At 66.7% G+C, this 26,949-nt stretch carries 9 protein-coding genes; all 9 read right to left on the reverse strand.

The annotated features are described in order from the left end of the window. Nucleotides 1-9: 9 nt before the first annotated feature. Entirely contained in the window at nucleotides 10-3,102 is a 3,093-nt protein-coding gene (locus ABI582_RS27565) for a multidrug efflux RND transporter permease subunit (protein ID WP_258655286.1), read from the reverse strand. After that, nucleotides 3,099-4,262, reverse strand: a complete 1,164-nt coding sequence (locus tag ABI582_RS27570) for an efflux RND transporter periplasmic adaptor subunit (protein WP_442120861.1) — start codon at nucleotides 4,260-4,262, stop codon at nucleotides 3,099-3,101. The genes ABI582_RS27565 and ABI582_RS27570 overlap by 4 nt, the downstream gene beginning before the upstream one ends. 271 nt (nucleotides 4,263-4,533) lie before the next feature. Continuing rightward, nucleotides 4,534-5,268 (reverse strand): YkgJ family cysteine cluster protein, encoded by a 735-nt coding sequence (locus ABI582_RS27575; RefSeq protein ID WP_442120862.1) that lies wholly within the window; start codon nucleotides 5,266-5,268, stop codon nucleotides 4,534-4,536. Further along, entirely contained in the window at nucleotides 5,265-5,576 is a 312-nt protein-coding gene (locus tag ABI582_RS27580; protein WP_016501439.1) for a hypothetical protein, read from the reverse strand. The genes ABI582_RS27575 and ABI582_RS27580 overlap by 4 nt, the downstream gene beginning before the upstream one ends. An 88-nt stretch (nucleotides 5,577-5,664) precedes the next feature. Then, nucleotides 5,665-6,564, reverse strand: coding sequence for a chemotaxis protein (locus ABI582_RS27585; protein WP_049277265.1), 900 nt, complete (start codon nucleotides 6,562-6,564; stop codon nucleotides 5,665-5,667). A 206-nt stretch (nucleotides 6,565-6,770) separates the two neighbouring features. Beyond that, a complete protein-coding gene (locus ABI582_RS27590; protein WP_258655292.1) occupies nucleotides 6,771-7,955 on the reverse strand; it encodes an HlyD family type I secretion periplasmic adaptor subunit in 1,185 nt (394 codons plus the stop codon). After that, on the reverse strand, nucleotides 7,952-10,120 hold the full coding sequence (locus tag ABI582_RS27595; RefSeq protein ID WP_016501436.1) for a type I secretion system permease/ATPase: 2,169 nt from the start codon (nucleotides 10,118-10,120) through the stop codon (nucleotides 7,952-7,954). The genes ABI582_RS27590 and ABI582_RS27595 overlap by 4 nt, the downstream gene beginning before the upstream one ends. Next, on the reverse strand, nucleotides 10,117-11,553 hold the full coding sequence (locus ABI582_RS27600) for a TolC family outer membrane protein (protein ID WP_016501435.1): 1,437 nt from the start codon (nucleotides 11,551-11,553) through the stop codon (nucleotides 10,117-10,119). The genes ABI582_RS27595 and ABI582_RS27600 overlap by 4 nt, the downstream gene beginning before the upstream one ends. Nucleotides 11,554-11,616: 63 nt before the next feature. Further along, nucleotides 11,617-26,949, reverse strand: a 15,333-nt coding sequence (locus ABI582_RS27605) for a BapA/Bap/LapF family large adhesin (protein ID WP_442120863.1), incomplete at its 5' end; no start/stop codon positions are given.

Below are 26,949 nucleotides of genomic sequence, written 5' to 3' on the forward strand. Positions count from 1 at the left end.
GGTCTTGTCCTAGCTGGCACTTGGCGCTGCCGCAGGGGCAGCCTGGCGGCGGTGGAACAGGCGCTCCAGGGCCAAGTATATGACCGGGGTGGTAAACAGCGTCAGGGCCTGGCTCACCAGCAGGCCGCCCACCACCGCAATGCCCAGTGGCTGGCGCAGCTCGGCGCCGGTGCCAAAGCCGAACATCAGCGGTACTGCGCCCAGCAATGCGGCCAGGGTAGTCATGATGATCGGGCGGAAGCGCACCAGGCAGGCCTGGCGTATCGCCTGCTCGGGCGTCATGCCGTGGTGGCGCTGGGCTTCGAGGGCGAAGTCGATGAGCAGGATGCCGTTCTTCTTGACGATACCGATCAGCAGTACCACGCCGATCAGGCCCATGATGCTGAAGTCCTGCCCGCTGGCCCACAGCAGGATGATCGCGCCCAGGCCGGCGGAGGGCAGGGTGGAGATAATGGTCAGCGGGTGGACGAAACTCTCGTAGAGCACGCCAAGGATGATGTAAACCGCCACCAGCGCGGCGAGGATCAGGTAGGGCTGGCTCGACAGCGAGCTCTGGAACGCCTGGGCGGCGCCCTGGAAGTTGCCGGTGATCGAGTCGGGCATGCCTAGCTCGCGCTGCGCACGCTCCAGGATCTGCACCGCGTCGCCCAAGGCCACGCCGGGGGCCAGGTTGAACGACAGGTTGGCGGCCGGGAACAGGCCGTCGTGGCTGATCGACAGCGGCCCGGTGCTTGGCGCGGCGACATGCGCCAGGGCTGACAGCGGCACCATCTCGTTGGTCAGGGGCGAACGCAGGTAGAAGAAATTGAGGCTTTCGGCCTTGCCACGCTGTTGCGCGTCCAGTTCGAGGATGACCTTGTACTGGTTGGTCTCGGTCTGGAATTCGCTGATCTGGCGCTGGCCGAAGGCATCGTACAAGGCCTGGTCGACGTCGGTGGTGGTCAGCCCGAAACGCGCCGCAGCCTGGCGGTCGATATCGATGCGGGTGACGCTGGCGCCCAGTTGCAGGTCGTTGGACAGGTCGCGCAGCGCCGGGTTTTCCCGCAGGCGGTCGGTCAGGCGCTGGGTCCACAGGTTGAGCGCGACCCCGTCATTGCTCTTGAGCACGTACTGGTACTGGGTGCGTGACGGGCCGGAGCTGAGGTTGATGTCCTGGCCGGCGCGCATGTACAGGACGATGCCCGGCACCTGGGCCAGCTTCGGGCGGAGCCGGTCGATCCATTCGCTGGCCGAGACGTCTCGCTCGCCGCGGGGCTTGAGCGAGATCCAGAAACGGCCGTTGGCGATGGTCTGGTTGCTGCCGGTCACCCCCACCGAGTGCGAATAGGCGCGCACTGCCGGGTCGTCTCCGATGATCTTCGCCAGCGCCAGGTGCTTCTCGATCATCGACGGGTAGGACACATCCGCCGCTGCCTCGGTGGTGCCAAGGATGAAGCCGGTGTCCTGCAGCGGGAAGAAGCCTTTGGGGATGCCCACGTAGCCGGCCACGGCCAGCGCCAGGGTAATGCCGAACACCCCCAGGGTGATCCGCCGGTGGGCCAGCGCGCGGTCCAGGCCTTTTTCGTACCAGCCCAGCAGGCGCTGGCCGAAACCGCCCTGGTGGTCGCCGGGTGGGCGGCGCATGAACAGCGCCGAAAGAGTGGGGGCCAAGGTCAGCGATACCACCACCGAAATCAGGATGGTCGCCGTGGCGGTCAGGGCGAACTCCTTGAACAGCCGGCCCACCACACCGCCCATGAACAGCAGCGGAATGAACGCGGCGATCAGCGAGAAACTGATCGACACCACGGTGAAACCGATCTCGCCGGCGCCTTTGAGCGCCGCGGTGCGGCTATCGTCGCCGGCTTCCAGGTGGCGATGGATGTTTTCCACCACGACGATCGCGTCATCGACCACGAAACCGACGGCAATGACGATGGCCACCAGGGTCAGGTTGTTGAGGCTGAAACCGAACACGTACATCAGCGCGCAGGTGGCGATCAGTGAGACGCCGAGCACGCTGGAGACAATGAAGGTGGCCGACCACTGACGCAGGAACAGCGCCATTACCCCGATCACCAGCGCCACCGCGATCATCAGGGTCAGCTCGACCTCGTGCAGCGAGCTGCGGATGGTCTGGGTGCGGTCCTGCAGCACCGACACTTCAACCGACGCCGGGAGCATTTCCTGCAAGCGCGGCAAGGCGTCGAGCACCCGGTCCACGGTGTCGACGATATTGGCCCCGGGCTGGCGGAAGATCACCAGGTTAAGCCCCGGCTGATTGCCCGACCAGGCCCTTACATACGCGTTCTCGGCACCGTTGATGACCTTGGCCACGTCCTTCAGGTGCACCGGGGCGCCGTTGCGGTAGCTGACAATCAGCTGCGCATAGTCTTCGGGGTGAAACAGCTGGTCGTTGGCGGCGATGGTCGAGACGCTGTGCTCGCCGTACAGCGCGCCTTTGGCCAGGTTCAGGCTGGTCTGCTGGATGGCCAGGCGCACGTCGGCCAGGGTCAGGCCGATGGCTGCCAGTTTCTCGGGTTGTGCCTGCACCCGTATGGCCGGGCGCAGTTGGCCGGTGATGTTGATCAGGCCGACCCCGTCGATCTGGCTGAGCTGGCGGGCGAGAAGGGTTTCGGCGTAGTCGCTGAGCTCGTTGCCGGGCATCTGTGCAGAGCTGACGGTGAGGATAACCACCGGGCTGTCGGCCGGGTTGACCTTGCGCCAGGTGGGCGGGCTGGGCAGGTCCTGGGGCAGGCGGGCGGTGGCGGTGTTGATCGCCGCCTGCACCTCCTGCGCGGCGGTGTCGATGTTCTTGTCGAGGGTGAACTGCAGGATCAGCGTGGTCGAGCCCAGCGCGCTGCTGCTGGTCATCTGGGTCATACCGGGGATGGCGCTGAACTGCACCTCCAGCGGCGTGGCCACCGACGAGGCCATGGTTTCCGGGCTGGCACCGGGCAGCTGGGCAGTGACCTGGATGGTCGGGAAGTCGGCCTCGGGCAGCGGCGCCACGGGCAGCCGCGGGAAGGCGATGGCGCCCAGCAGTACCAGGGCGAAGGTCAGCAGCAGGGTGGCGATGGGGTGGTCGATGCACCAGGCCGAGACGCCATTGCGGGTGTTCATGGCTGGCTCCTGCGGTCGGCCATCTCGGCAGGCGCCGGGGCATCAGGGGTGATCTCGACCCTGGAACCGGGTTTGAGGCGCGACTGGCCGTCGAGCACCAGCTGGTCCCCGGCCTTGACCCCGGCGACGATGTTCAGCGTGCTGTCCTGGTACAGCACCTTGACCGGCACGCTGGTGACCTTGTCGCCGTCGACGCGGTAGACGAAGTGGCCATCGATGCTGCGTTGCACCACCGGGGGCGGTACCACCAGGGCGTCTTCGTCCATTGCCGTGCGCAACCGTACGGTGACCAGTTGCCCCGGCCACAGCAGGCCGTCCTTGTTGTCGAATTCTGCCTTGACCCGCACCGTGCCGGTGTTGGCCGAAATCTGGTTGTCGATCAGCGCAAGGTGGCCTGCGCCCAGCAGGTTGCGCTCGCCATCGGCATCCATGTAGGCCTCGACCAGCGCAGGCGTTTGCGCCTTCAGCAGGCCTTGCAGGGTCGGCAGCATCTGTTGCGGCAGCGAGAACTCCACAGCGATCGGGTCGATCTGCGTCACGCTGAACAGCCCTTGGGTGTCGCTGGTGCGCACCAGGTTGCCGGGGTCGATATTGCGGATGCCGACGCGCCCGGTTACCGGTGAGCGTATCTGGGTGTAGGAGAGTTGCACCTCGGCATTGGCGATGGCCGCCTGGTTGCCCTTGACCGTGGCCTGCAGCTGGTTGACCAGTGCCTGTTGCTGGTCGAGGGTTTGCTTGGACACGCCATCATCGCTGCTGAGCAGGCGGTAGCGCTTGAGGTCGACGCCGGCCACCTGGATCTGTGCCTGGCTTTGGCCGAGTTGTGCACGGGCCTGGTCAAGGCTGGCGCGGATGCTGCGGTCGTCGAGGGTGGCGAGCAGGTCGCCTTGCTTGACCCACTGGCCTTCCTTGACCAGCACTTGAGTGAGTATCCCCTCCACTTGTGGCCGGACCTCGACGCTGTGCAGCGACAGCACCGAGCCGATGGCGCTGGCATAGCGCGGCACGTCCTGCTGGGCGACGCTGACCACGCGTACCGGTATGGCGGTTTGGGCGCGAGTAGCCGGTGCGGGTTGGCGCTGGCTGAACCAGATGCCTGCTACCACCAGGGCCAGGAGCGCCAGGGCGGCGAGGAAGGCAGAGCGGGACGGACGTCGCATCGGTGCGGGCACCTTGGCCAGAAGGGAGGGAAACGGTTGTCTGTACTCAATCTTATAGCCCCCGAACCAGGTCGGCAGCGTGACGGCTGGCTGACAGCGCTGTCAGTTTCGCGTGCCGCAGAAGGCGATCCCGTGTAGGAGCGGCCTTGTGTCGCGATCGGGCCGCGAAGCGGCCCCGGCAATCTATGTGGTAACGCCGAAATCCTAGGGCTGCTTCGCAGCCCGATCGCGACACAAGGCCGCTCCTACAAGGGGATCGCGTACGTCTTGTTTAGAAACCGATGAAGGCGTAGTACACCGGGGTTTCGCTGGTAGTGCGCAAACCAAGCCCCTGCAAGCTGGCGACCAGCGTTTCATCCTCCACATGCAAGGTCCACTGCCCATCGTTATCCCACTGCTCGCGCGCCAGCGCCGTGGCAAACGCGCCCATGTCCGGCAGGTAGGCGGTAAAGCCATTGCCCTTGAGCGCACTGGTGGTCATGCCCAGCGCCTGGCATACCGCCACCTTGGCGGCAATGTCATCGCGGTCGGCCTGTCGCGAGGCTTGCACCAGTGCTTCCAGTTCCGCATCCACCAGTTGCGTGCCGTGAATCAGCTCTGGCCCTTGCTGCCAGGCTTCCGGCGGGCAGTCCTTGCTGTCCGGGCGCAGCGGAATGTGCGGGTTGATTTCTACCGGGTAGATGCGACAGACCAACGGGCGCTGGTCGTAGATGGTGCACAGGTCGTTGTCGTCGAGGTTGCGGCAACGCCCGGGGTTGAACGCGGCGAAGGTCACCGACACACGTGCCTCGCCGTCGCCGCAGGCCACTGGATACGAGCGGCGCAACACATGTTCGCGCTGCTCAGGCGGCATGCCGGGGCCATCGGCCACGAAGGCCTCGATCAGCACTATCACCTGGCCGGCATCATCTGCCCAGCGGCGGGCCTCGGCCAGCGTCAGGGGCACATGGTGCCCGGTGCAGCACTTGCCGCAGCCGGTACAACCGAATCGCAAGCTGTCGGTCACTTGGCTTCCGGGCTCCACTCGCTGATGAAGGCACGCTGGTGCTGGCGGTCGTACAGGCACAGCTCGGTGCCGGTGCGTTGCTGCATGTGCTTCTGCGGGTAGACGCCTTCGACCAGCAGGGCGCTCATGCCGACCTGGTCATCGAACTCGGCGGGCTTGCCGCGGGCGTGGGCATCCTTGAACTGGCTGGCGGCCAGGCAGGCCTTGAGCATCTGTTGGCGCTGCTCGTTCCAGGCCTGGCTGCTGGAGGCCTGGGCGATACCGCTGAAGAGGGCGCAGGTGATCAGGATAGAGCTGAAAAACTTCATACGCGATTCCGGCAAGTTGCTTGCGAGGGGCGCGAATTATGCCCGACTCACCCCCGGCGGCAAGCCGGGGAGTTTGTCGCTTAATATATCAGTGCTCGGCAAACACCACGGTACGTGCGGCCACCACCAGACAATCGGTCAGCTCTGGCGAGGAGAACTTGGTGAGGATGGCGTTGGCCCCGGCCTGGGTTGCCTTCTCGCTGCTCATGGCGCTGTCCAGCGAGGTGTGCAGCAGCACGTACAGGTGCTGGAAGTCAGGGGTTTCGCGCAGGGTACGGGTGAAGGCGTAGCCGTCCATTTCGCTCATTTCGATGTCGGAGACGATGATGTTGATCTCCTGGGCGGTGCCTTGCAGCTCCAGCAACACGTTGATGGCGTCTTTGGCGCTGCGCGCGGTGTGGCATTCGATGCCCAGGTTACGCAGGGTGTGCACCGACTGCTGCAGCGCCACCTGGCTGTCGTCCACCACCAGGATATTGGCGGCGGCCAGCAGGCTGGCGTCTTCTTCGCTCAAGGTGCCGTGAGGCGGTTCGGCCTGCGGTGGGGCGATGGAGTGGATGACTTTTTCGATGTCCAGCACCTGCACCAGGGTGTTGTCGACGCGCGTCACGCCGGTGATGTACGAGCGGTTGCCCGAAGCAAAGGGCGGCGGTTTGATGTCGGTGCTCAGGCAATGCACGATGCGGCTCACCGCCTGCACATGCAGGCCTTGGCGCGAGCGGCTGATCTCGGTGACGATCAGGCAGCCGCCTTGCGGGTCTTCCAGTGGCCGCTCGCCGATGGCGCGTGACAGGTCGATGACCGACAGCGAATGGCCACGCAGGGTCGCCACACCTTTCACGTTGGGGTGCGATTCCGGCAGCTTGGTCAGCGGCGGGCAGGGGATGATTTCGCTGACCTTGAGCAGGTTGATTGCCATCAACTTGCCGCTGCGCAGGGTGAACAGCAGCAGGGACAGCGAGTCCGCGCGGGCATTTTGCGTGGCCATGGTGACCTTCGGTGGGGAACAGGGGATAACTGGTTATCGGCCTGTTCAGGCTGGGCTTTAGCCTTGCTTTGCCGGCAATGGCCCAATCGCTCAGGCTCGCTCATTTCCCTGTAGGAGCAGCCTTGCGCTGCGAAGAGGCCGGCAAGGCAAAAGATCATCTTGGGCAGCGATGGCCTCTTCGCAGCACAAGGCTGCTCCTACAGCCACTACCGTTCCCGCAGGGCCTCCTTGGCCCGGTTCAGCGGCTTGATCAGGTAATCGAGGATGGTCTTCTCGCCGGTGCGGATATCCACCGTGGCAATCATCCCCGGCACGATCGCAAAGTGCTTGCCGGCCTTGTTCTGCAAGCTGTCCTGCTCGGTGCGGATGAACACCCGGTAGTAGTAGATTTCCGGTTTCACTTCATCCTGCAGGGTGTCCGGCGAGATCCCCACCACCTTGCCATCCAGCCCGCCATACACCGAATAGTCATAGGCACTGATCTTGACCTTGGCCGCTTGATCCGGGTGGATGAAGGCGATATCGCGCGGCGCGATGCGGGTTTCGATCAGCAGGCGTTCGTCCATCGGCACAATCTTCATCACCTGGCCACCGGGCTGCACCACGCCGCCCAGGGTGTTGACCTCGATGTCCTTGACGATGCCCCGCACCGGCGAGCGCAGGGTCAGGCGGGTAAGCGAGTCACTGCGCCCGCGGACCACTTCCGACAGGCTGTCGGCCTCGGCGCTGGCTTTGGCCAGCTCTTCCCGGGCACGCACCAGGTAGTCGGAGCGGGCTTCGTTGGCCTTGAGCTCCAGCTCCGAACGCTGGCGGTTCAGGCGGATCACTTCAACCCGGCTGGAGGCGCCCATCTTTGCCAGGTTCTCGGTAATCTTCAGCTCGCTGCGCACCAGTTGCAGCGAGTCCTGGATGCCCGCCAGGGTCTGCTCCAGGCCGCGGCGACGTGTCTGGTACAACGCGGTTTCGGCTTCGATCAGGTCGGGCGAGTCGCGCAGGCTTTCCGGGAATGTCAGCGGCTTGCCCGTCACCTCGGCCTGCAGGCGGGCCTGGCTGGCCTTGGCAGCGCGGTACTTGGCGTCGCTCTCGCCAACACTGGAGGCAGTCTTGGTCGGGTCGAGCTGGGCCAGCACCTGGCCGCGCTCGACCAGGTCGCCTTCGGCCACGCTCATCTGCGCGACGATGCCGCCCTCGAACGACTGGATCACCTGCTCCCGCGAACTGGGGATCACCTTGCCGGTGCCGGTGGACACTTCGGTCACCTCGAACCAGGCGGCCCAGGCCAGGAACGCGGCAAGCATCAAGGCGCAAATGGTGATGATGCGGCCGGCGCGGAACACCGCCTGGTCGTCCTGCCCATCCAGGTAGGAGGCCGGGAGTTCATGGTTGCTCATGCCTGGGCTCCTTGCAGTTTGGCCAGCGCGGCATCGCGGGTGTCATCGATGACGATGCGCCCGCCGTCCAGCACCAGGATGCGGTCGACCCGTTGCAGCACGCTCAGGCGGTGGGTGGCGATCACCAGGGTGCGGCCCTGGCAGAAGCGTTCGAGGTTATCCAGCAGCTTGCGCTCGGTCATGTCGTCCAGCGACGCGGTCGGCTCGTCCAGCAGCAGTACTTGCGGCTGGCGCACCAGCAGGCGCGACAGCACCAGGGCCTGGCGCTGGCCGCCGGACAAGCCCAGGCCGCCTTCCAGGATCAGGTGGTCCATGCCCTTGGGCAGGCGGCGGACGAAGTCCAGCGCGCCAGTGGCAGCCAGCGCGGCTACCAGCTCCTGGTCACTGGCCTGGCCGGCGCCGAGGGTGAGGTTTTCCCGCAGGGTGCCGTGGAACAAGCGCGCGTACTGTGGCAGCAGGCCCACGTCACGGCGCAGGTCGGCAGGGTCGAGGTGGCCCATGGCGATGCCGTCCAGGCTGACCTCGCCTTGCACCAGGTCCATAGCCCCTCCCAAGGCTTGCAGCAGGGTCGACTTGCCGGCGCCGTTGCGCCCGAGCACGGCAATGCGCTCGCCCGGCTGGATATCCAGCTGGCCGATGTTCAGCACTGGCGGGGACTCCTCGCTGTAGCGGAAGTTGGCCTGGCGCAAGCGGTACTCGCCACGAATCGCCGGCAGGTGTACGCGGGCTTCGCCTTCGGGGTGGTCGACCGGTGACTGCATCAGCTTGTCCAGCCCTTGCAGGGCCACCTTGGCCTGCTGCCAGCGGGTCAGTACATGGGTCAGCTGCGCCAGTGGCGCCATCATCCGCGACGACAGCATCGACGCCGCCACCAGGCTACCGGTAGTAAGGTCGCCGGCGATGACCATCGGTGCGCCGACCACGATGACCACGGCAAACACCGCGCCCTGCACGTTCTGGGTCCAGGTCACCAGGCCGTTGGTGAGGGTGCGCAGGCGCAGGTTGGTGTGGGCGCAGGCGGCGTTGTACTGGTTCCACTGCCGTTCGAAGCGTGCTTCGGCCTGCAGTGCCTTGATCTCGTCCAGGCCCTGGATGCTTTCTACCAGCATGGCGTTGCGCAGCGCCGACTCACGCATGGAGGCATTGGCCAGCCGCGCCAGGCGCCGTTGCGCCAGTACCCCAGGCACCACCATGGCCAGCAGCGCGGCTAGCGGGATGAACACCAGCACGCCGCCGATCAGCCAGAACACGAACAGGAACAACAGGAAGAACGGCAGGTCGGCCAGCGCCGTGGCGGTGCTGGAAGTGATCAGGTCGCGGATCGATTCCAGCTCGCGCAACTGCGAGATGAACGACCCGGTGGACTTCGGCCGCACCGAGTTGCGCAGGCGAAGGGCATGCCCGTAGACCAGGTCGCTCACCCGCAGGTCGGCGCGTTTGCCGAGCAGGTCGGTCACCTTCAGCCGCAGCAGGCGCATGCTGAAGTCGAACACCAGCGCCAGCACTACACCCCCGAACAACACGTACAGGGTTGGCAGCGACTCGGCCGGGATCACCCGGTCGTACACCTGCATCGAGAACAGAACCCCCGCCAGGGCCAATACGTTGGCGACCAGCGAGGCGACCATCACTTGCCCATAGGGGCGCAGGTCGCGCAGCACGATGCGGGCAAACCAGTGGCGGTCGTAGGGTGCGGTGTAGTCATCGGTGCGCACATCGCGCAGTGGCCGAGCCGGGCGCAGCAGCGCAACGCGGTTGATGCGGCCCTTGAGGCTGTCGCGGGGCAGGCGAGAGGTCAGGCCCTGGTCACCGGCAAACACCACCGCCAGGTCGTCCTCTTCGGTGACCGACTCCACCACTGCCAGCTGGCCATCGTCCAGTTCCAGTACCAGCGGTGTACGCCACTGTCGCAAGCCCTTGGCGTCGAAGCGCACGAAGCGCAGGGCCAGGCCGGCCTGGCGCGCCATGTGGCGAAGGATTTCATCCAGCGGGCGGGCATCCTCGACGGCGGCCAGGCGAATACGCTGGGGCGACACGTCCAGGCGGTAGTGGTGCGCCACCTGCAGCATCACTTCCAGCCACGGCCCAAGGTCCGGTCGATGAGGCGCTTCGGCCGCGGGGGCCGTGGGTTGTTCAGGCAGGGTCACATTGATCGAATCGGTCATGGCTGGATCTCCACCCCTTGCAGGTTGCGCCCCTCAAGGCCAAAGGCCGTGCGCAGGGCGCCGGTGTTGTACAGGCAGTCGACATCCAGGCGCAGCAGGTCGGAGCGGGTGCCGGCGAGTTCGAAGCGTGACTGGTAGATCTCCTGCTCGGCGTTGAGCAGGTCGAGCAGGGGCCGCGTGCCCAGGTCCAGGTACTGGCGGCCGTAGAGCATCCGCGCTTCCTGGATGCTGACCTGGCGCGCTTCCAGCGAAGTCAGCCGGCGGCCTAGCCCGGAGGTTTGTGCCATGGCCTCGGCCAGGCCACGACGGGCTTGCAGGCGGGCCGCATCTTCGGCGGAGTCGGCGGCGGTCAGGGCGTGACCGGCGGCGCGGCTGCGGGCACTGATGGCACCCCCTTGATAGATAGGTACCTCGACGTTCAGGTAGATGCCCGCCTGGGTCCGGTCCATGCGTGAGTTGTCGCGGTTGTAGTCGTTGTCCAGGTAGTGGTTGACCTGCGGTTGCAACGACAGGGTCGGGTAGGCCTCGGCCTTGGCCTGGGCCAGCTCGGCCTGGCCCTGGGCGCGCTGGGCGAGGGCCATCAGCACGGCAGGCAGGCGGTCATCGCCTTGCGAGGGCCGCTTGCAGGCCTGATTCAGCGCTGCTGGCGAATCCTCGGCCAGCGCCGGTGGGGTGATGCGCCCCATCAGCGCCGCCAGGGTCGAACGCCAGCGCTCGTACTGCGACTGGTATTCCTCCAGCGTGGCGCGGGCGCTTTCCACCCGTGACTCTGCCTGCACCACGTCGGAGCGGGTGCTGGCGCCCATGTCGCTGCGCTGGCGGGCCATGCCGGCAATGTCACCGACCCCGCGAATCTGGTCGCGGGCAATGGTCATCAGTTGCTCGTAGCGGCGAGTTTCGATCCAGGCATAAGCGGTGTCGCGGGCCAGGTCGTCGACCACCAGCAGGATATTGGCCTGGGCGCGCGCGGCGGCCGCCTGGGCCGCGCTGACGGCACTGTCGACCTTGCCGAAGTCGTAGAGCATCTGCTTGAGCGACAGGTTCAGGGCCTGGCTGTTGCGGTCGCCGCCATAACCGGTGTCATAACCGGTGCGGATACCGCCGGAAATCTGCGGGTAATACCCGGCGCGGGCGACGTTGATGCCTTCGCCCTGCTTATAGAGGTTGCCGATGGCCTCGGCGATGCTGGGGTGCCATTGAGCGGCCTGCAGCACCGCGTCGGTCAGCCCCAGCCGCTCGCCACTGGCGACCGGGGCCATGCCGGTGGCGGGGCGTGCGGGCACCGCTTCGGGCGCATCGCGTAACAGCGATGGCCCGATCTGGCGCAGTTGAGGGTCTATGTCATCGGCTGCCTGGGCAACCGGGTGGAAGTTCAGGGCCAGGAGCCCGAAGGCTCCCAGCAACAGCGGTGACAGCGGACTGCTTCGCTTCACATAGTTCCCTTACTGCTGGTCGTCCTTGCCGCCGGGCATTTGCCCGGCGGGTTTGCAGCGGCCTCAGACCACATGGATACCGTTCTGCACCCACAGGTGGTGGCTTGGATCCTCCTGGGCCGTGTATTGGTTATAGTCGATACCGTCGGCAGTTTGGTTCCCGACCAGCGTCCAGTTGTCCGTCATGTGAACCGAGTCTTTGTCGTCCCCTTTGATGATGAGTGTGTCGGTGCCGGTTTCGGTGATTGCCACCACGTCCGCCAGGTTCAGGGTAAGCGCCACCGAACTGGTGTCGTTGAGGTCGATGACTTCGATGTCGTGCACGCGCCCGGCCAGGTTGCCCAGGTCGATGCTGGCATCGCCGCCGCCCCACAGCAGGGTGTCGGTACCCGTACCACCCTCGACGCTGGCGAAGTTCTGGTCGACCACCACCAGCGTGTCGTTGCCCGCACCACCCTGCAGGGTGATGTGGCCACCCTGGCTGCCATCGAGGTGGTCGTTGCCGTCGGTGCCGGCGATCACATCGGTGGCGGCTGCCAGGCTGGCCAGCGCTACGGCCTCGTCACCGGTGTCGGCCTGCAGCGAAGTGAAGGTGGTGAGGCCGGCAGCATTGTCCAGGTTGACGGTCAGCGTTGCGGTGTCGGTGGTGCCGTTCGGGTGGGTCAGCTCGTAGGTGAAGGTGTCGTGCTGGCCGACCACCGCCGAGGTAAGCCCCGGGTTGAGCGTGTAGGTGTAGCTGCCGTCGGCATGCACCAGCAGCGTGCCGTAGGTGCCGGCCACGCTCACCCCGTTGTAGCCCGGGATGGTGTAGGTGTTGGCCGCTGTCAGCACGCTCAGCACGGTCAGTGCCGAACCGACGTTGTCGTCACTCAGCAGGTTGCCGGTGGCTGCCGTGGCGCCGCTGACCACGAACTCGGTCAGGTGCGTGGTGGTGGCGTTGAGGCTGGTGGTGATGGAGCTGAGCAGGCCGATGCCGCCGGCGGTGACACGTACGTGGTAGGTGCCGGTCCCCTGGTTCTGGAAGGTATACCCCGCGCCGCCACCCAGCAGGCTGATCAGTGAACCACCCGGCACCGACTGCACCAGCACGTACTGGCCGGTGGCCGGGTTGAGCTTGAGCAGCTCGATGGTGGTGCCGTTGAGCAGGCTCAACAGGTTGGTGGAGTTGACCACCACCTGCAGGTTGGCCGTGGTATCGGCGGCAACCGTGGTGGTGTAGGTGGCCTGGCGGGTACCGATCACCGGCAGGCTCAGCGAGCCCAGCGTACTGCTGCTGGTGTCCACGCGGTTGGCCAGGGTGACGTGGCTGGTACCGACATCGTTGACTGCGTCGACCACCGTGGCCGGTGCAGCGTAGTTGGTGTTGCTCCAGACCTCCGTGGCTTGCGGGCTGTCGATGCGCACGTACAGGTTGGCGGTATCGGACAGGCCGTTCGGGTGCACCAGCTGATAGCTGAACACGTCCACCTTGCCGACACTGTTCGGGCTGCCGTTAGGCGTGTAGGTGTAACTGCCATCGGCACTGATCACCAGGGTGCCGTACTGGCCCTGGACCGTGGTCGAGGTACCGGCCGAGACATAGCTGCCGTTTTTCAGCACTTGCAGCACGGCGGCGCTGTCCGGGCCACGGGCGTCGACCGCGCCATCGGTGCCCACGTCGGTGATGACGTTGCCCGAGGTGGCCGTGCCGGTGCCGGTGAACTGGGTCAGGCTGGTGGAGGTGATGTCCAGCGTGGTGCTCACGTTGGTCACCAGGCCGATGCCGCCACTGCCCACGGTCAGCCGGTAGTCACCGGCTTGCAGCACGCCGATGTCCACCTGCAAACCGATCGGCAGCACGATCAGGTCGAGCAGGCCCTGCGTGTTACCGGTGGCGATGGTCACCCAGGCACCGCTGGCGTCTTTTACCTGCAGGGTGAAGCTGGTGTTGTTGAGCAGCGCCAGCACGCTGTTGGTGGTCAGTGTGAGGGTCGGATCGGCCGTGGTGCCTGCCGCCACCGTCCAGGTGTAGGTCTTCGAGAAGCCCGACAACAGCGTGGTGAAGCTGTCTGTGTAAGTCTTGGTGGCACTGACCGCTGCCAGGTTGACCGTGGCCGTGGCCAGGTTGTCGCTGGCGATGACCGGCGCGTTGGCATCCACATCCGGCGCGGTGACGTTGACGTTGCCCGACACGTTGCCGCGCGGGTCGCTGAGGGTCACCGAGAGGATCTGGCCGTTGTCCTGAGGCGGGCTCAGGGTCACGGTAAAGGTGCCGTTCGGCTGCACCGTCGTGGTTTGCAGCACGGTACCGCTGGCGCTGCGTACGGTCACGGTGGCGCCCACTTCGCCAGTACCGGTCAGGGTACCGCCGTCGGCACTGATCAGCAGGTTGCCGGCAGCCGCAGGCGGGGTCAGGTCTGGTGCGGTCAGTGTAGTGCCGGTGGAGACGTTGCCGACGCTGTCGGTGAGGGTGACGCTGAGTGCCTGGTTGTCGATCTGCGCCGCAGTCAGGCTGACCACGAACAGGCCGTTGCTGCCCACCGTCGCGGTCCCCAGCACGGTGCCGGCGCTGTTGCGCACGGTGACCGTGCTGCCGATCTGGCCAGAACCGCTGACCGAGGTGCCGTTGGCGTTGATGGTGGCCAGCGGTGCGGCTGGCGGGGTGGTGTCTGGCGCGGTCAGGCTGGTGCTACCGGACAGGTTACCGGCAGCATCGGCCTGGCGCACCACCAGCAGTTGCCCGTCGTTCTGTGGCGAGGCCAGGTTGATGGTGAAGGTGCCGTCGGCTTGCACCACTCCGGTGCCGACCTGGCCGTTCGGGCCCTGGACCGTCACGGTGGCGCCCGCTTCACCGTTACCGGTGAGCACGGTTCCCGCGCCGTTGATGGTGACGTTGGTCGGTGTTGCAGGTGGTTGCACGTCCGTGGCGGTGTAGCTGGTACTGCCGGACACATTGCCCGCAGCATCGGCCTGGCTCACGCCCAGTACTTGGCCGTTGAGCTGTGCGGCGTTCAGGTTGACGGTAAACACGCCACCGCCATTCACTACCGCGGTGCCGAGCACGTTGTTGCTGGCGTCGCGCACGGTCACCGTGGCACCGGCTTCACCGGTGCCGGTCAGCACCAGGCCGTTCAGAGACAGCCCGGTCACCAGCGGGTTGGCCGGTGGCGTGATGTCGGCGGCTTGCAGGAAGGTCGGCTGCGATTCACCGCCTACCAGTGCTACAGCAGTCACCGAAATATGCTGGCCGTTGAGCTGCGCTGTGTTCAGCGTCAGGGTAAAGGTGCCGTTCAGGGTAGCGCCGCCTGTGCCGATCAGGTTGCCTGCGGCATCGTAGACGCGGATGCCCACGCCACTCGGCGCATTACCGGCCAAGGTCAGGCCGTCGCTGCCCAGCGTCACGTTGGTGGGGGGCACTGGCGGTGCGATCAGTGGGGTGACGTACGTCGCGACCGCGGAGGTATTGATGCCGTCGGATTGCGTCACTGCCAGGGTTGCCAGCGAGCCCGCCGCCGGCACCAGCGTTATCTGGAAGTTACCCGCGGCATCTACGGTGCCAGTGCCGATCACCGATCCGCCGCGGCTGATGGTGACGGTGGCATTAGGCTCGCCCTTGCCGGTCAGCACATCGAACGTGTTGTTGATGGCCATGTCGGTGACCACCCCAGGCGGTGAAGTGTCGTTGGTCTGATAGGGCACAACCACAGACGCGTTGCCGGCATCGTCCGTGGACACCACCGTGAGCAACTGGCCGTTGTTCTGCGGCGGGTTGATCGGCACGGTGAACTGGCCGTTTGCACCCACTTCCACGATGCCTACGACGTTGTTGTCCGGGTCGCGCACCGTGATGGTGGTGCCGGCTTCTGCCGTACCGGTCATCGACGTGCCTGCCGGGTTGAGCAACAGGTTATCGGGTTGCACTGGCGGCGTGAGGTCTGGCGCGTTCACCTGCAGGGGCGCCGACGGGTTACCGGTGGCGTCCTGGGCGATGACGGTGAGGACTTCGCCGTTGATCTGCGGGTTGTTCAGGTTGAGGACAAAGGTGCCGTCCGGGTCGACCGTCACCTGGCCCAGCAGGTCGCCGTTGTTGTTGACCACGGTGACACGCGTGCCGGCTTCGGCAGTACCGATCACCTGGGTACCGCTGTCGTTGATGGTGGCGATCACGGTGGCCGGTGGCGTGGTGTCCACCGCCGTGACCGAACTGATTGGTGAGATGTTGCCGGCTGCATCGGTCAGGGTTACCTGCAGTACCTGGCCGTTGAGCTGCGCGCCATCAAGCTCGACGATGAAGGTGCCGTCGGCGCCCACTGTGCCGGTACCGACCTGCGTGGTACCGACGAAGACGCGCACGGTGGCGCCCACTTCGCCGACTCCGCCCAGCTCGTCGCCTGCCGCATTGAGCCGCAGCTCGGTTGCCGCCGCAGGTGGCGTGTGGTCCGGCGCTCGCACGTCGACTGGCAGGCTGACGTTGCCGGGTGGGTCGGCCTGCAGCACCGACAGCAACTGGTTGTTGATTTGCGCGGGTGACAGTTCGACGCGGAAGCTGCCGTCGGCAAGCACGGTACCTGTGCCCAGTACGGTACCGGCGGCGTTGCTCACGATTACCGTCGCGCCGGCTTCGCCTTGGCCGCTGACCACACTGCCGTCGGCGTTGATCACCACCTGGGTGAGCGGTGCTGGCGGGGTGAAGTCCGGGGTTTGCAGGGTTGCCACCGCCGACACGTTGCCGGCCGCATCGGCCTGGGTGAAGCTGAGCAGCTCGGCGTTGCCCAGTGCCGGGTTCAGGGTGATGGTGAAGTGGCCGCTGGCATCGACGATGGCGCTGCCGATTTCGTCGCCGGCCGGGTTGGTCACGGTCACCAGCGCGCCTGCTTCGCCACGGCCGGTGAGGGTGACGCCATCCCCGGAAACGGCCAGTTCGGCAGGCGCCGTTGGCGGCGTAGTGTCGGGTGCAGTGATGGCGCTGGCGGCAGACTGGTTGCCAGCCGCATCGGTCAGCACCACTTGCACTTGCTGGCCGTTGGCCTGAGGCGATGTGAGGTTGACCTGGAAGGTGCCGTCGGCACGCACCGTTGCACTGCCCAGCACCGACCCATCGGCGGCGATTACCCGCACGGCGGCACCTGCTTCACCAGTACCGTCGAGCAGGCTGCCACCCCCGGCGAAGGCCAGGTTACCGGCAGCATCCGGGGCGACGCGGTCAGGGGCGATCAGGCTGACGCTGTTGGACTCGTTGCCGGCCACATCGGACTGGCTGGCGCTGAGCTGTTCGCCGTTGATCTGTGCGGCGCCCAGGTTGACGCTGAAGTTGCCGCTGGCATCGACCACGGCCGTACCCAGTTCGATACCGCCTTCGCCAAGCACGGTAACGGTGGCACCTGCCTCGCCGCGGCCACTGAGCACAACGCCGTCGCTGGACAGCACCAGGTTGGTCAGCGGTTGCGGTGCCGTGGTGTCCGGTGCCTGCAAGGTGGCAGGCAGCGATACGCTGCCATCGGTGCCCGTTGCGCTGACCTGCAGCACTTCACCATTGGCCTGAGCACTGCCCAGGTTGACCGTGAAGGTACCGTCGTTGGCAACCGGGCTGCTGCCCAGCAATACGCCGTTGGGGCCATACACCTTGACTGTGCTGCCCGCGTCGGCCGTGCCGGTCACCGACAGGCCGTCGCCGGCCAGTACCAGGTTGTCCGGTGTTGCCGGTGCCAGAACACCCGGCGCAGTGACGCTTTGCGCAGGGGAGACGTTCTGTGCGGCATCGGCCTGGACCACGCTCAGGCTTTCACCGGTGATCGCGGCCGGCGACAGGGTGACGCTGAAGTGGCCGTCGGCGCCGACCGTGGTGGTGCCCAGCACGGTATTGTCGGGTGCCCGCACGGTCACGGTTGCGCCTGCTTCGCCATTACCTGTCAGCGTGGCGCCACTGGCGGAAACCGCCAGGTTGGTCACGGCGGCTGGCGGTGTGGTGTCGGCTGCGGTGTAAGGCGCGGTCGGCGACACGTTGCCGGCTGCGTCGGTGGCGGTCACCTGCAAGGTCTGGCCATTGGTCTGGGCGCTGTTGAGGGCGACCTGGAAGGTGCCGTTGCTGCCGGCTACCGCCGTGCCCAGCACGTTGCCGCTGGCATCGCGTACGGTCACGGTGCTGCCGGCTTCGGCGTTACCAGTCAGTTGCAGCCCGGTACCGGACAGGGCGAGTGCGGTGGGAACTGCAGGCGGGGTGAAGTCCGGCGCGGTGACTGCCACGGCGGTGGAGGTGTTGTTGCCCGCGTCCGTCTGCGTAACGCTCAGGTGCTGGGCGTTGAGCTGGGCACTGTTGAGTGTGAGGGTAAAGCTGCCATTGGCCGCCACCAGGCCGGTGCCGATGATGGTGCCATCCGGGCCGCGTACGGTAACTGTGGCGCCGGCTTCGCCCAGGCCGGTCAGGGTCAGGCCGTTGTTGTTCAACACCACGTCGGTCAGCGGCGCTGGTGGTGTCAGGTCCGGGGTCGTCACATTGACTGCTGGCGACGTGTTGCCGGCGGCATCCACTTGCGTGACGCCGATAGCCTGGCCGTTGGCTTGCGGGGTGTCGAAGGTCACCGTGAAGCGACCGTCGGCGCCCACCGTGGCGGTCCCGAGCACCGCACCGGCAGCGTTGCGTACCTGTACCGTAGCGCCCACCTCACCGCTGCCGGAAAGCTGCCGGCCATCCTGGCTCAACTGCGGGTTACTGATGGCCGCTGGCGGTGTGCGGTCTGGTGTGGCCAGGCTGGCTGGGCCGGAGACGTTGCCCGCAGCATCGCTGAGGGTGACCTGCAGCGGGCTGCCGGTGACTTGCGCGCTGGGCAGGGTGATCTGGAACTGGCCGCTCTGGTTGACGGTGCCAGTGGCCAGGATGGCGCCGCTGGCGTCGCGTACAGTGACGCTGGCACCGGCTTCACCCTGGCCGCTGAGCACGGTGGCCGCACCGTTGAGGCTGAGGTTGCTGGCCGCCAGCGGTGCCTGCAGGTCGGGCGCCTGCAGGGTGGCCGCGAGCGAAACGTTACCGGCAGCATCCGCCTGGGTCACGATCAGGCTCTGCCCATTGGCCACGGCCGGCGAGAAGCTGATGCTGAACAGTCCATTGCTGCCGACGGTGGCGGTCCCCAGCAGCGTGCCCTGGGCATCTGTCACGCGCACGGTGGCACCCACTTCGCCTTGGCCGGTCAGCGTGCTGCCGGTGGCGTTGAGGGTTACCTGGGCCGGCGCGTTCGGGGCCGTAGTGTCATTGGCGACGACGATGGCTGGCACCGAAGGCTGGCCATCGACGGTAGCCTTGGCACTGACCTGCAAGGTCTGGGCGTTGAGCTGGGCGTTCTGGAAGAACACACGGAAGGTGCCGTCGCTGCCAACCGTGGCGGTGCCCAGGGTGGTGCCCCCGGAGGTCACGGTAATCAGCGAGCCGACTGTACCTTGGCCGGTCAACAGGAAGCCGTCGGCGCTGATGGCAAGGGCCGACGGTGTGGCCACTTCCGTGCCTGTCGGGCCAGCTACCGGCACCTCGGGTGATTCATTGCCGGCAGGGTCGATCACCACCACAGCGACGGTTTCGCCGGTTGCCAACGGCGGGTCGACCGGCACCACGAAGGTACCGTCCGGCCCTACGGTTACGGTGCCGCGTACGGTGTCATCCGGGTTGCGGATTTCGACCGTGCTGCCAGGCTCGGCGGTGCCGCCGACCGTGCCGCCGTCCGGGCTCACGCTAATGCCGGTGGCCGGCAGGGGATCGGTGGTGTCCGGTGCGGTGACAGAGACCGGCGCCGAGTCATTACCGGCTGCGTCGGTCACCACCACGGTCACGGTCTGGCCGTTGTTCTGCGGGGTATCCAGCGGCACGCTGAAACTGCCATCCGGGTTGACCGGCACAGTGATCACATTGCCGGCCCCATCGCTCACGGTCACCGAACTGGCGCCAGGTGCGTTACCAGTCACAGCAGTGCCATCGCCGTTGACGGCCACGTCGGTCGGCAGGGCCGGTGGGGTGATGTCCGGTGCAACGATCTGGCTGGCTTGCGAGACATTGCCGGCGGCATCGATCAGCGTCACATCGAGGGCCTGGCCGTCCAGTTGGGCGGGCGACAGTGGCACCGTGAAGTTGCCGCCTGCTGGGACGACGATGGTGCCTATCAACGTGCCGTCGGCAAGCCGCACTTCTACCGTGGAACCTGGCTCACCGGTACCCTGGATGGCGCTGCCGCCCGGGGTAATGGAAAGGCCCGCAGGCGCAGTGGGCGCAGTGCTGTCGTCAGCGGTGAAGGTGGCCGACGGCGAGGCATTGCCGCCGCCATCGATCAGCACCACCGACAATACTTCACCGTTGGTCTGGGCGGGGGCAAGTGTCACTTCGAACGTGCCGTCTGTATCCACCGCAATGGTGCCTAGCAGGTCACCCGCGGCATTGCGTACCTCTACGGTGCTGCCAGGCTCGCCCTGCCCGCTGAGCACGGTGCCGGTAGGGTCAAGGCCCAGGCCTTGCGCCGGCAGCGGTGCCTCGAGGTCAGGTGCAGTGACGGTGCCAGCGAGCGAGTCGTTGCCAGTATTGTCGGCCTGGGTGACAGACAGCGTCTGGCCATTGAGCTGTGGCGGGTCGATTGTCACCTGGAAGGTACCGTCAGGCTGGACCGTTGCGGTGCCCAGTATGGCGCCGCCAGTGCCGGTCACGGTCACCTGCGCACCTGGCTCGCCGCTGCCGCTCAGGCTGCTGCCGTCGCCAGCCAGAATCAGGCCGGTGGGTATATCGGGTGCCTGGGTATCCGGTGCTGGCAAGTCGACTGCCGCTGACAGGTTGCCAGCCGGGTCGCGTTGCTCCACGGTCAGTGCCTGGCCGTTGGTCTGCGGCGTGTCGAGGGTGATTTCGAATGCGCCGCCAGCGCCGACCACGGTGCTGCCCAGCACGCTGCCGTCCGGCCCGCGCACGGTGACGGTGGCACCGGGTTCGCCGTTGCCGGTGACCGTGGTGCCGGTGCCATCGATGGCCGGGGTGGTGACCACTTGCGGAGGGGTGGAGTCGGGTGCAGTGAAGTCTACGGGCCCTGCGCTGTTGCCCAGGTTGTCAGTGGCTTCGACTGTGAGGCTTTCACCATTGCGCTGCGGTGCGTTGAGGGTGACATCGAAGCGGCCGTCGGCGCCTACGGTGGCGGTGCCCAGCACGTTGCCGTCGGCGTCGCGCACGGTGACGATGGAACCGTTCTGGCCTTGGCCGGTGAGGTGAATGCCAGCGCTATCGATGGCCAGCCCCGAGGGTTGCAGCGGGCCATCGGTGTCCGGTGCCACGATGGTGGCGGTCGAGGTATTGCCCGCTGGGTCGCGCAGTACCACGTCCAGTTCCTGACCGTCGGTCTGCGGCGGGATCAGGACCACGCTTATCACGCCGTCGGCACCGACCTGAGCGTTGCCCAGCACAGTGCCGTCTGCACTGATCACCTGTACGGTGGTGCCCGCTTCGCCGCGGCCGGTGAGCAGGCCGCCATCGGCACTCAGTTGCAGTTCGCTGGCTTCATTGGGCGGGGTGATATCGGGGGCGGTGATCTGGGTCGGCAGCGAGCTGTTGCCAGCGCCGTCAACCGCCACCACATCCAGTGTCTCGCCGTTGGCCTGGGCCGGGCTCAGGCCGATGGTGAAGCTGCCATCCTGGCCGGCCTCAACGCTGCCCAGCACATTGCCCTGTGCGTCACGCACTTGCACCTGCGTACCGGCCGGTGCAGTACCGGAAACGCTGGAGCCGTCGCCGGCCACCACCACGCCACTCGGGCTTTCGGGCAGCGGGGTATCGGCAACGGTCACACTGACCCCTGCCGAGGTATTGCCGGCGGCATCGGTCTGCACCAGCACGATGTTCTCACCTGCGGCCAGCGGTGCTTCCAGGTCAACCACGAAGGTGCCATTGGGCGCCACGATGCCAGAACCGAGCACGACACCTTGGGTATCCCGCACTTCCACCGTGGCACCGGGCTCACCACGGCCAGACACGGCCAGGCTGCCATCGCCTGCAACCACGTCGGTGACAATCGTCGGTGCGGTGATGTCCGGGGCCACATAGCTCAGCGGCACCGAGGTGTTGCCTGCCGCATCGGTCACAGTGATGGACAGGGTTTCGCCATTGGCCTGTGGCGGGTCGAGGGTCAGGCTGAAGCTGCCATCCGGCCCGGCAATGGCGCTGCCGATCAGGTTGCCCGAGGCATCTTTCACTTCCACCCGGGCGCCCCCTTCTGCAGTGCCGACCAGGCTGTCGCCATTGCTCAGCACCAGGTCGGCGGGTTGCAGCGGTGCTACCTGGTCCGGCGCCGTCAGTGGGCTAGGTGTAGAGACGTTGCCGGCGGCATCGGTCAGGGTCACTTGCAGCGACGAGCCATCCACCACCGGGGTTGGCAGTTGCACATTGAAGCTGCCATCCGGTTGCACGGTGCCGCTTACCAGCACCTGGCCCTGATCGTTACGCACCTCCACAGTGGTGCCTGCTTCACCACGGCCGGACACCGTGCGGCCATCGACGCTGATCACCAGTTGGGTGGCAGGCGCTGGCGGTGTGGTATCACCGCCGTTATCAATGATCGGTGCAGTGACGGTGCCGGCTGTGGAGGCATTGCCTGCGGTATCGGTGGCGGTCACCTGCAATTGCTCGCCCGCCACTTGTGGCGGGGTGAGGCCGATGCTGAACGTACCGCCGGCACCGACCACGACGCTGCCCAGCACGGTAGTGCCGTCGGCTGCCAGCACACGCACGGTGCTGCCGGCCTCGGCACGCCCGGTCACCACGCTGCCGTTGGCGCTGACGGCGAGTTCGCTTGGTGCGGCAGGTGCGGTGATGTCGGGCGCGGTCACTTGTACCGGCAGTGACGAGGCCCCGTTGTTGTCGATGGCGACCACGTCCAGCAACTGGCCGTTGGCCTGGGCCGGGTTGAGCACCACGGTGAAGGTGCCCTCGGCACCCACCACGATGCTGCCGACCACGGCGCCGTTGGCGTCATGCACTTCCACGCGGCTGCCGACCGGCGCGGACCCGCTGACGCTGGTGCCATCCGCAGCGACTACCAGGTCGCTCGGGCTGGCCGGTGTGGGCACAAGCGGTACGTCGAAGGTCAAGGCCTCGGACGCATTGCCGCTGGCGTCGGTCTGCACCAGGCTCAGGCGCTCGCCCGGCAACGCGGCCGGGTCCAGGTCGAGCAGGAAGGTGCCGTTGGCGGTCACCGTGCCCGTGCCGATCACGGTGCCATTGACGTCGCGTACTTCGACGGTGGCCCCGGCTTCGCCGCGACCGCTCAGGGTCAGGCCGGCTGTACCGACCACGATGTTGCTGACTGCGGCAGGCGGCGTGGTATCCGGTGCATCGAACGGCAATGGGGTCGAGACATTACCCGCGGCGTCCACCAGGCGGATGTCGAGGACTTCGCCATTGGCCTGGGCAGGGGACAGGGTAACGCTGAAGCTGCCGTTCGGGTTGACCACGCCAGTGCCGATCACGTTGCCCGAGGCGTCGCGCACCTGCACGGTAGCGCCAGCTTCACCGCTACCGGTCAAGGTAACGCCGCCGGCCAGGTCCAGGCCGGTCGGCTGGGCGGGGGCCTGCAGGTCTGGGGTGGCCACCGTGCCAGGGGTGGAGGCATTGCCGGCGGCATCGGTCAGCACCACTTGCAGCGTACTGCCATCGTTCACCGGCGGGGCCAGGGTGATCTGGAAGGTGCCATCCGGGTTGACCGTTCCGTTGGCCAGCACGTTGCCTTGGGCATCGCGTACTTGCACGCTGGCGCCCGCTTCGCCACGGCCGTTCAGTTGGCCACCGGCCAGGCCGACGACCAGGTTGGTCGGGGCCTGAGGTGGCGTGGTGTCGACACCGTCGATGTCTGGGGCCGTGACACTACCGGCGCTGGAGGCATTGCCGGCGGCGTCGGTGGCGGTGACTTGCAGCACTTCACCGTCCACCTGTGCGGGGCTGAGGGTGATGCTGAAGCTGCCGGTGGCGCCCACTACCGCCGTACCCAGCACGGTAGTGCCATCGGCGGCCAGCACACGCACGGTGCTGCCCGCTTCGGCACGGCCGGTGACGACGGTACCGTTGGCATTGATCGCGAGTTCGCTCGGGGCGGACGGCGCGGTGATATCCGGCGCACTGATCTGCACCGGCAGGGACGATGCACCCGTGCCGTCGATGGCGACCACATCCAGCAGCTCGCCGTTGGCCTGGGCCGGGTTGAGGATGACGGTGAAGGTGCCTTCGGCGCCCACTACCACGCTGCCGACCAGGTTACCGTTGGCATCGCGTACTTCCACGCGGCTGCCGGCCGGTGCAGCACCCGTGATGCTGGTGCCATTAGCCGCCACCACCAGATCGCTTGGGCTGGCCGGGGCAGGGGTCAGGGGCACCTCGAACTGCAAGGCTTCGGACGCATTGCCGCTCGGGTCGGTCTGTACCAAGCTCAGTGCGGCGCCCGGTTGGGCTGCCGGGTCGAGATTGACCACGAAGGTGCCGTTGGCGCCGACCGTGGCAGTGCCGATGACAGTGCCGAGGGCATCACGCACTTCGACGGTGGCACCGGCCTCGCCGCGACCGCTGAGCACCAGGCCACCGGTACCGACTACGACATTGCTGACAGCAGCAGGCGGGGTGATGTCCGGTGCATCGAACTGCAGCGGTGCAGAGCTGTTGCCAGCGGTATCCACCAACCGCACGTCCAGCGCCTCGCCGTTGGCCTGGGCCGGGAACAGGGTGACGCTGAAGGTGCCGTCCGCGTTGACCAGGCCGGTACCAATCACGTTGCCGGCGCTATTGCGCACCTGCACCGTGGCGCCAGGTTCGCCGCGGCCGGTGAAGGTGACGCCATCGGCCAAGGCCAGTTCGGTCGGCTGTGTCGGGGCTTGCAGGTCTGGCGAGGCGACCGAGCCCGGTTGCGAGACGTTGCCAGCGGCGTCGGTGAGGGTGACTTGCAATGTGCTGCCGTCGTTCACGGCAGGGGACAAGGTTACCGCGAAGGTGCCATCCGGGCCGACAGTGCCGGTTGCCAGCACGGTGCCTGCGGCGTCCCGCACTTGTACCGTGGTGCCGGCCTCGCCACGCCCGCTCAACTGGCTGCCGGCGAGGCCGATCACCAGGTTGGTCGGTGCGTCAGGTGGCGTGGTATCGCCCCCGTCGATGTCTGGCGCGGTGACCGAGCCAGCGGTCGAGGTGTTGCCTGCCGCATCGGTGGCGGTGACTTGCAGTACTTCGCCGTCGACCTGGGCCGGGTCGAGGGTGATGCTGAAGCTGCCCGTGGCGCCCACCACCACGCTACCCAGCACGGTGGTGCCATCGGCGGCCAGCACACGCACGGTGCTGCCTGGTTCGGCACGGCCGGTGACTACCGTACCGTCAGCGTTGACCGCCAGTTCGCTTGGGGCGGCAGGTGCGGTGATGTCCGGCGCGGTGATCTGTGTTGGCAGGGACGATACGCCAGCATCGTCGATGGCCACCACGTCCAGCAGTTCGCCATTGGCCTGGGCCGGGTCGAGGACCACGGTGAAGCTGCCATCGGGGCCCGCTACGACGCTGCCAATCAGCGCGCCGTTGGCATCATGCACTTCCACGCGGGTGCCTGCTGGTGCCGTACCGCTGATGCTGCTGCCGTCTTCGGCGAACACCAGGTCGCTGGGGCTTACCGGGGCGGTGGTCAGCGGTACGTCGTACTCGAGGGCAACGGAGGCGTTGCCGCTCGGGTCGGTCTGCACCAGGCTCAGTTGCTCACCCGGCTGTACCGCCGGGTCGAGGTTGATCAGGAAGGTGCCATTGGCGGCAACCACACCGGTGCCGATCACGGCGCCGTTGGCATCACGCACTTCGACAGTGGCGCCAGCTTCGCCGCGACCACTCAGGGCCAGGCCGTCGTTGCCGACCACGATGTTGCTGACCGCCGTCGGAGGGGTAATGTCCGGCGCATCGAACTGCAGTGGGGCAGAGCTGTTGCCGGCGGTATCTACCAGGCGTACGTCCAGGGCTTCGCCGTTGGCCTGGGCAGGCGCAAGGGTCACGCTGAACAGGCCATCGGCGCCGACTACACCCGTGCCGATGATGTTGCCACCGGCATCACGCACCTGCACGGTGGCACCCGGTTCGCCGCGACCGGTGAAGGTCACGCCGTCAGCCAAAGCCAGCTCGGTGGGCTGGGCAGGGGCCTGCAGGTCCGGCGAGGTGACCGAGCCGGGTTGCGAGACGTTGCCAGCGGCGTCGGTGAGGGTTACTTGCAGCGCGCTGCCGTCGGTAACGGCAGGGGTCAGGGTTATTGCGAAGCTACCATCGGCAGCGACAGTGCCGGTAGCCAGCACAGTACCTGCCGCATCGCGAACCTGCACAGTGGTGCCAGGCTCGCCGCGCCCGCTCAGCTGGCTGCCGGCCAGGCCGATTACCAGGTCGGTCGGGGCTGCCGGTGGCGTGGTATCGACACCGTCGATGTCCGGCGCGGTAACCACGCTGGTGGGCGATGTGTTGCCGGCGGCATCTGTTGCCGTGGCTTGCAGCACTTCCCCATCGACTTGTGGCGGCGCGAGATTGATGCTGAACACGCCGGTCGGGCCGACCACGGCCGTGCCCAGTTCGGTGCCATCGGCGGCAACGATACGCACGGTGCTGCCGGGTTCGGCACGGCCGGTGACGCTACCATCCGTGCTGACGGCCAGCTCGGTCGGTGCGGCAGGCGCAGTGATGTCCGGCGCGGTGATTTGTGCCGGCAGCGAGGATACGCCACTGTCATCGATGGCGACCACGTCCAGCAGTTCGCCGTTGGCCTGGGCCGGGCTCAGCTCGATGCTGAAAGTGCCGTCGGCATTGGCGATGGCGCTGCCGATCAGGGTGCCGTTGGCGTCGTGTACTTCGACGCGGCTGCCCGCTGGCGCGGAACCAGTCAGAGTAGTGCCGTCGGCATCAATGGCCAGGTTGCTCGGGCTAACTGGTGCCGTGGTCTGCGGTACGTCGTACTCCAGGGCCACCGAGGCGTTGCCGCTTGGGTCGGTTTGCACCAGGCTCAGTTGCTCGCCCGGTTGCGCGGCTGGATTCAGGTCGATGAGGAAGGTGCCGTTGGCACCGACTACGCCAGAGCCGATGACGTTACCGTTGGCATCGCGTACCTCGACGGTGGCACCCGGCTCACCACGGCCGCTCAGTGCCAGGCCATCAGCGCCGACCACGATATTGCTTACTGCGCCAGGTGGCGTGATATCCGGGGCATCGAATTGCAATGGTGCAGACGTGTTGCCGGCCGCATCCACCAGACGTACGTCCAGTGCTTCGCCATTGGCCTGCGCAGGGTTCAACGTCAAGCTGAACAGGCCATCGGCGCCAACAGTGCCAGTGCCGATGAGGGTGCCGGCGGCGTTACGGACTTGCACGGTTGCGCCTGGCTCGCCGCGACCGGTGAAGGTCACGCCGTCGGCCAG

The organism is Pseudomonas sp. SAS7 (assembly GCF_052112345.1).
GTDB lineage: Bacteria > Pseudomonadota > Gammaproteobacteria > Pseudomonadales > Pseudomonadaceae > Aquipseudomonas > Aquipseudomonas putida_Q.

What these genes read in the sequence shown, in the direction of transcription:
- ABI582_RS27565 (WP_258655286.1), bottom strand. Translation starts at nt 3,102, where the DNA reads ATGAACACCCGCAATGGCGTCTCGGCCTGGTGCATCGACCACCCCATC.
- ABI582_RS27570 (WP_442120861.1), bottom strand. Translation starts at nt 4,262, where the DNA reads ATGCGACGTCCGTCCCGCTCTGCCTTCCTCGCCGCCCTGGCGCTCCTG.
- ABI582_RS27580 (WP_016501439.1), bottom strand. Translation starts at nt 5,576, where the DNA reads ATGAAGTTTTTCAGCTCTATCCTGATCACCTGCGCCCTCTTCAGCGGT.
- ABI582_RS27585 (WP_049277265.1), bottom strand. Translation starts at nt 6,564, where the DNA reads ATGGCCACGCAAAATGCCCGCGCGGACTCGCTGTCCCTGCTGCTGTTC.
- ABI582_RS27590 (WP_258655292.1), bottom strand. Translation starts at nt 7,955, where the DNA reads ATGAGCAACCATGAACTCCCGGCCTCCTACCTGGATGGGCAGGACGAC.
- ABI582_RS27595 (WP_016501436.1), bottom strand. Translation starts at nt 10,120, where the DNA reads ATGACCGATTCGATCAATGTGACCCTGCCTGAACAACCCACGGCCCCC.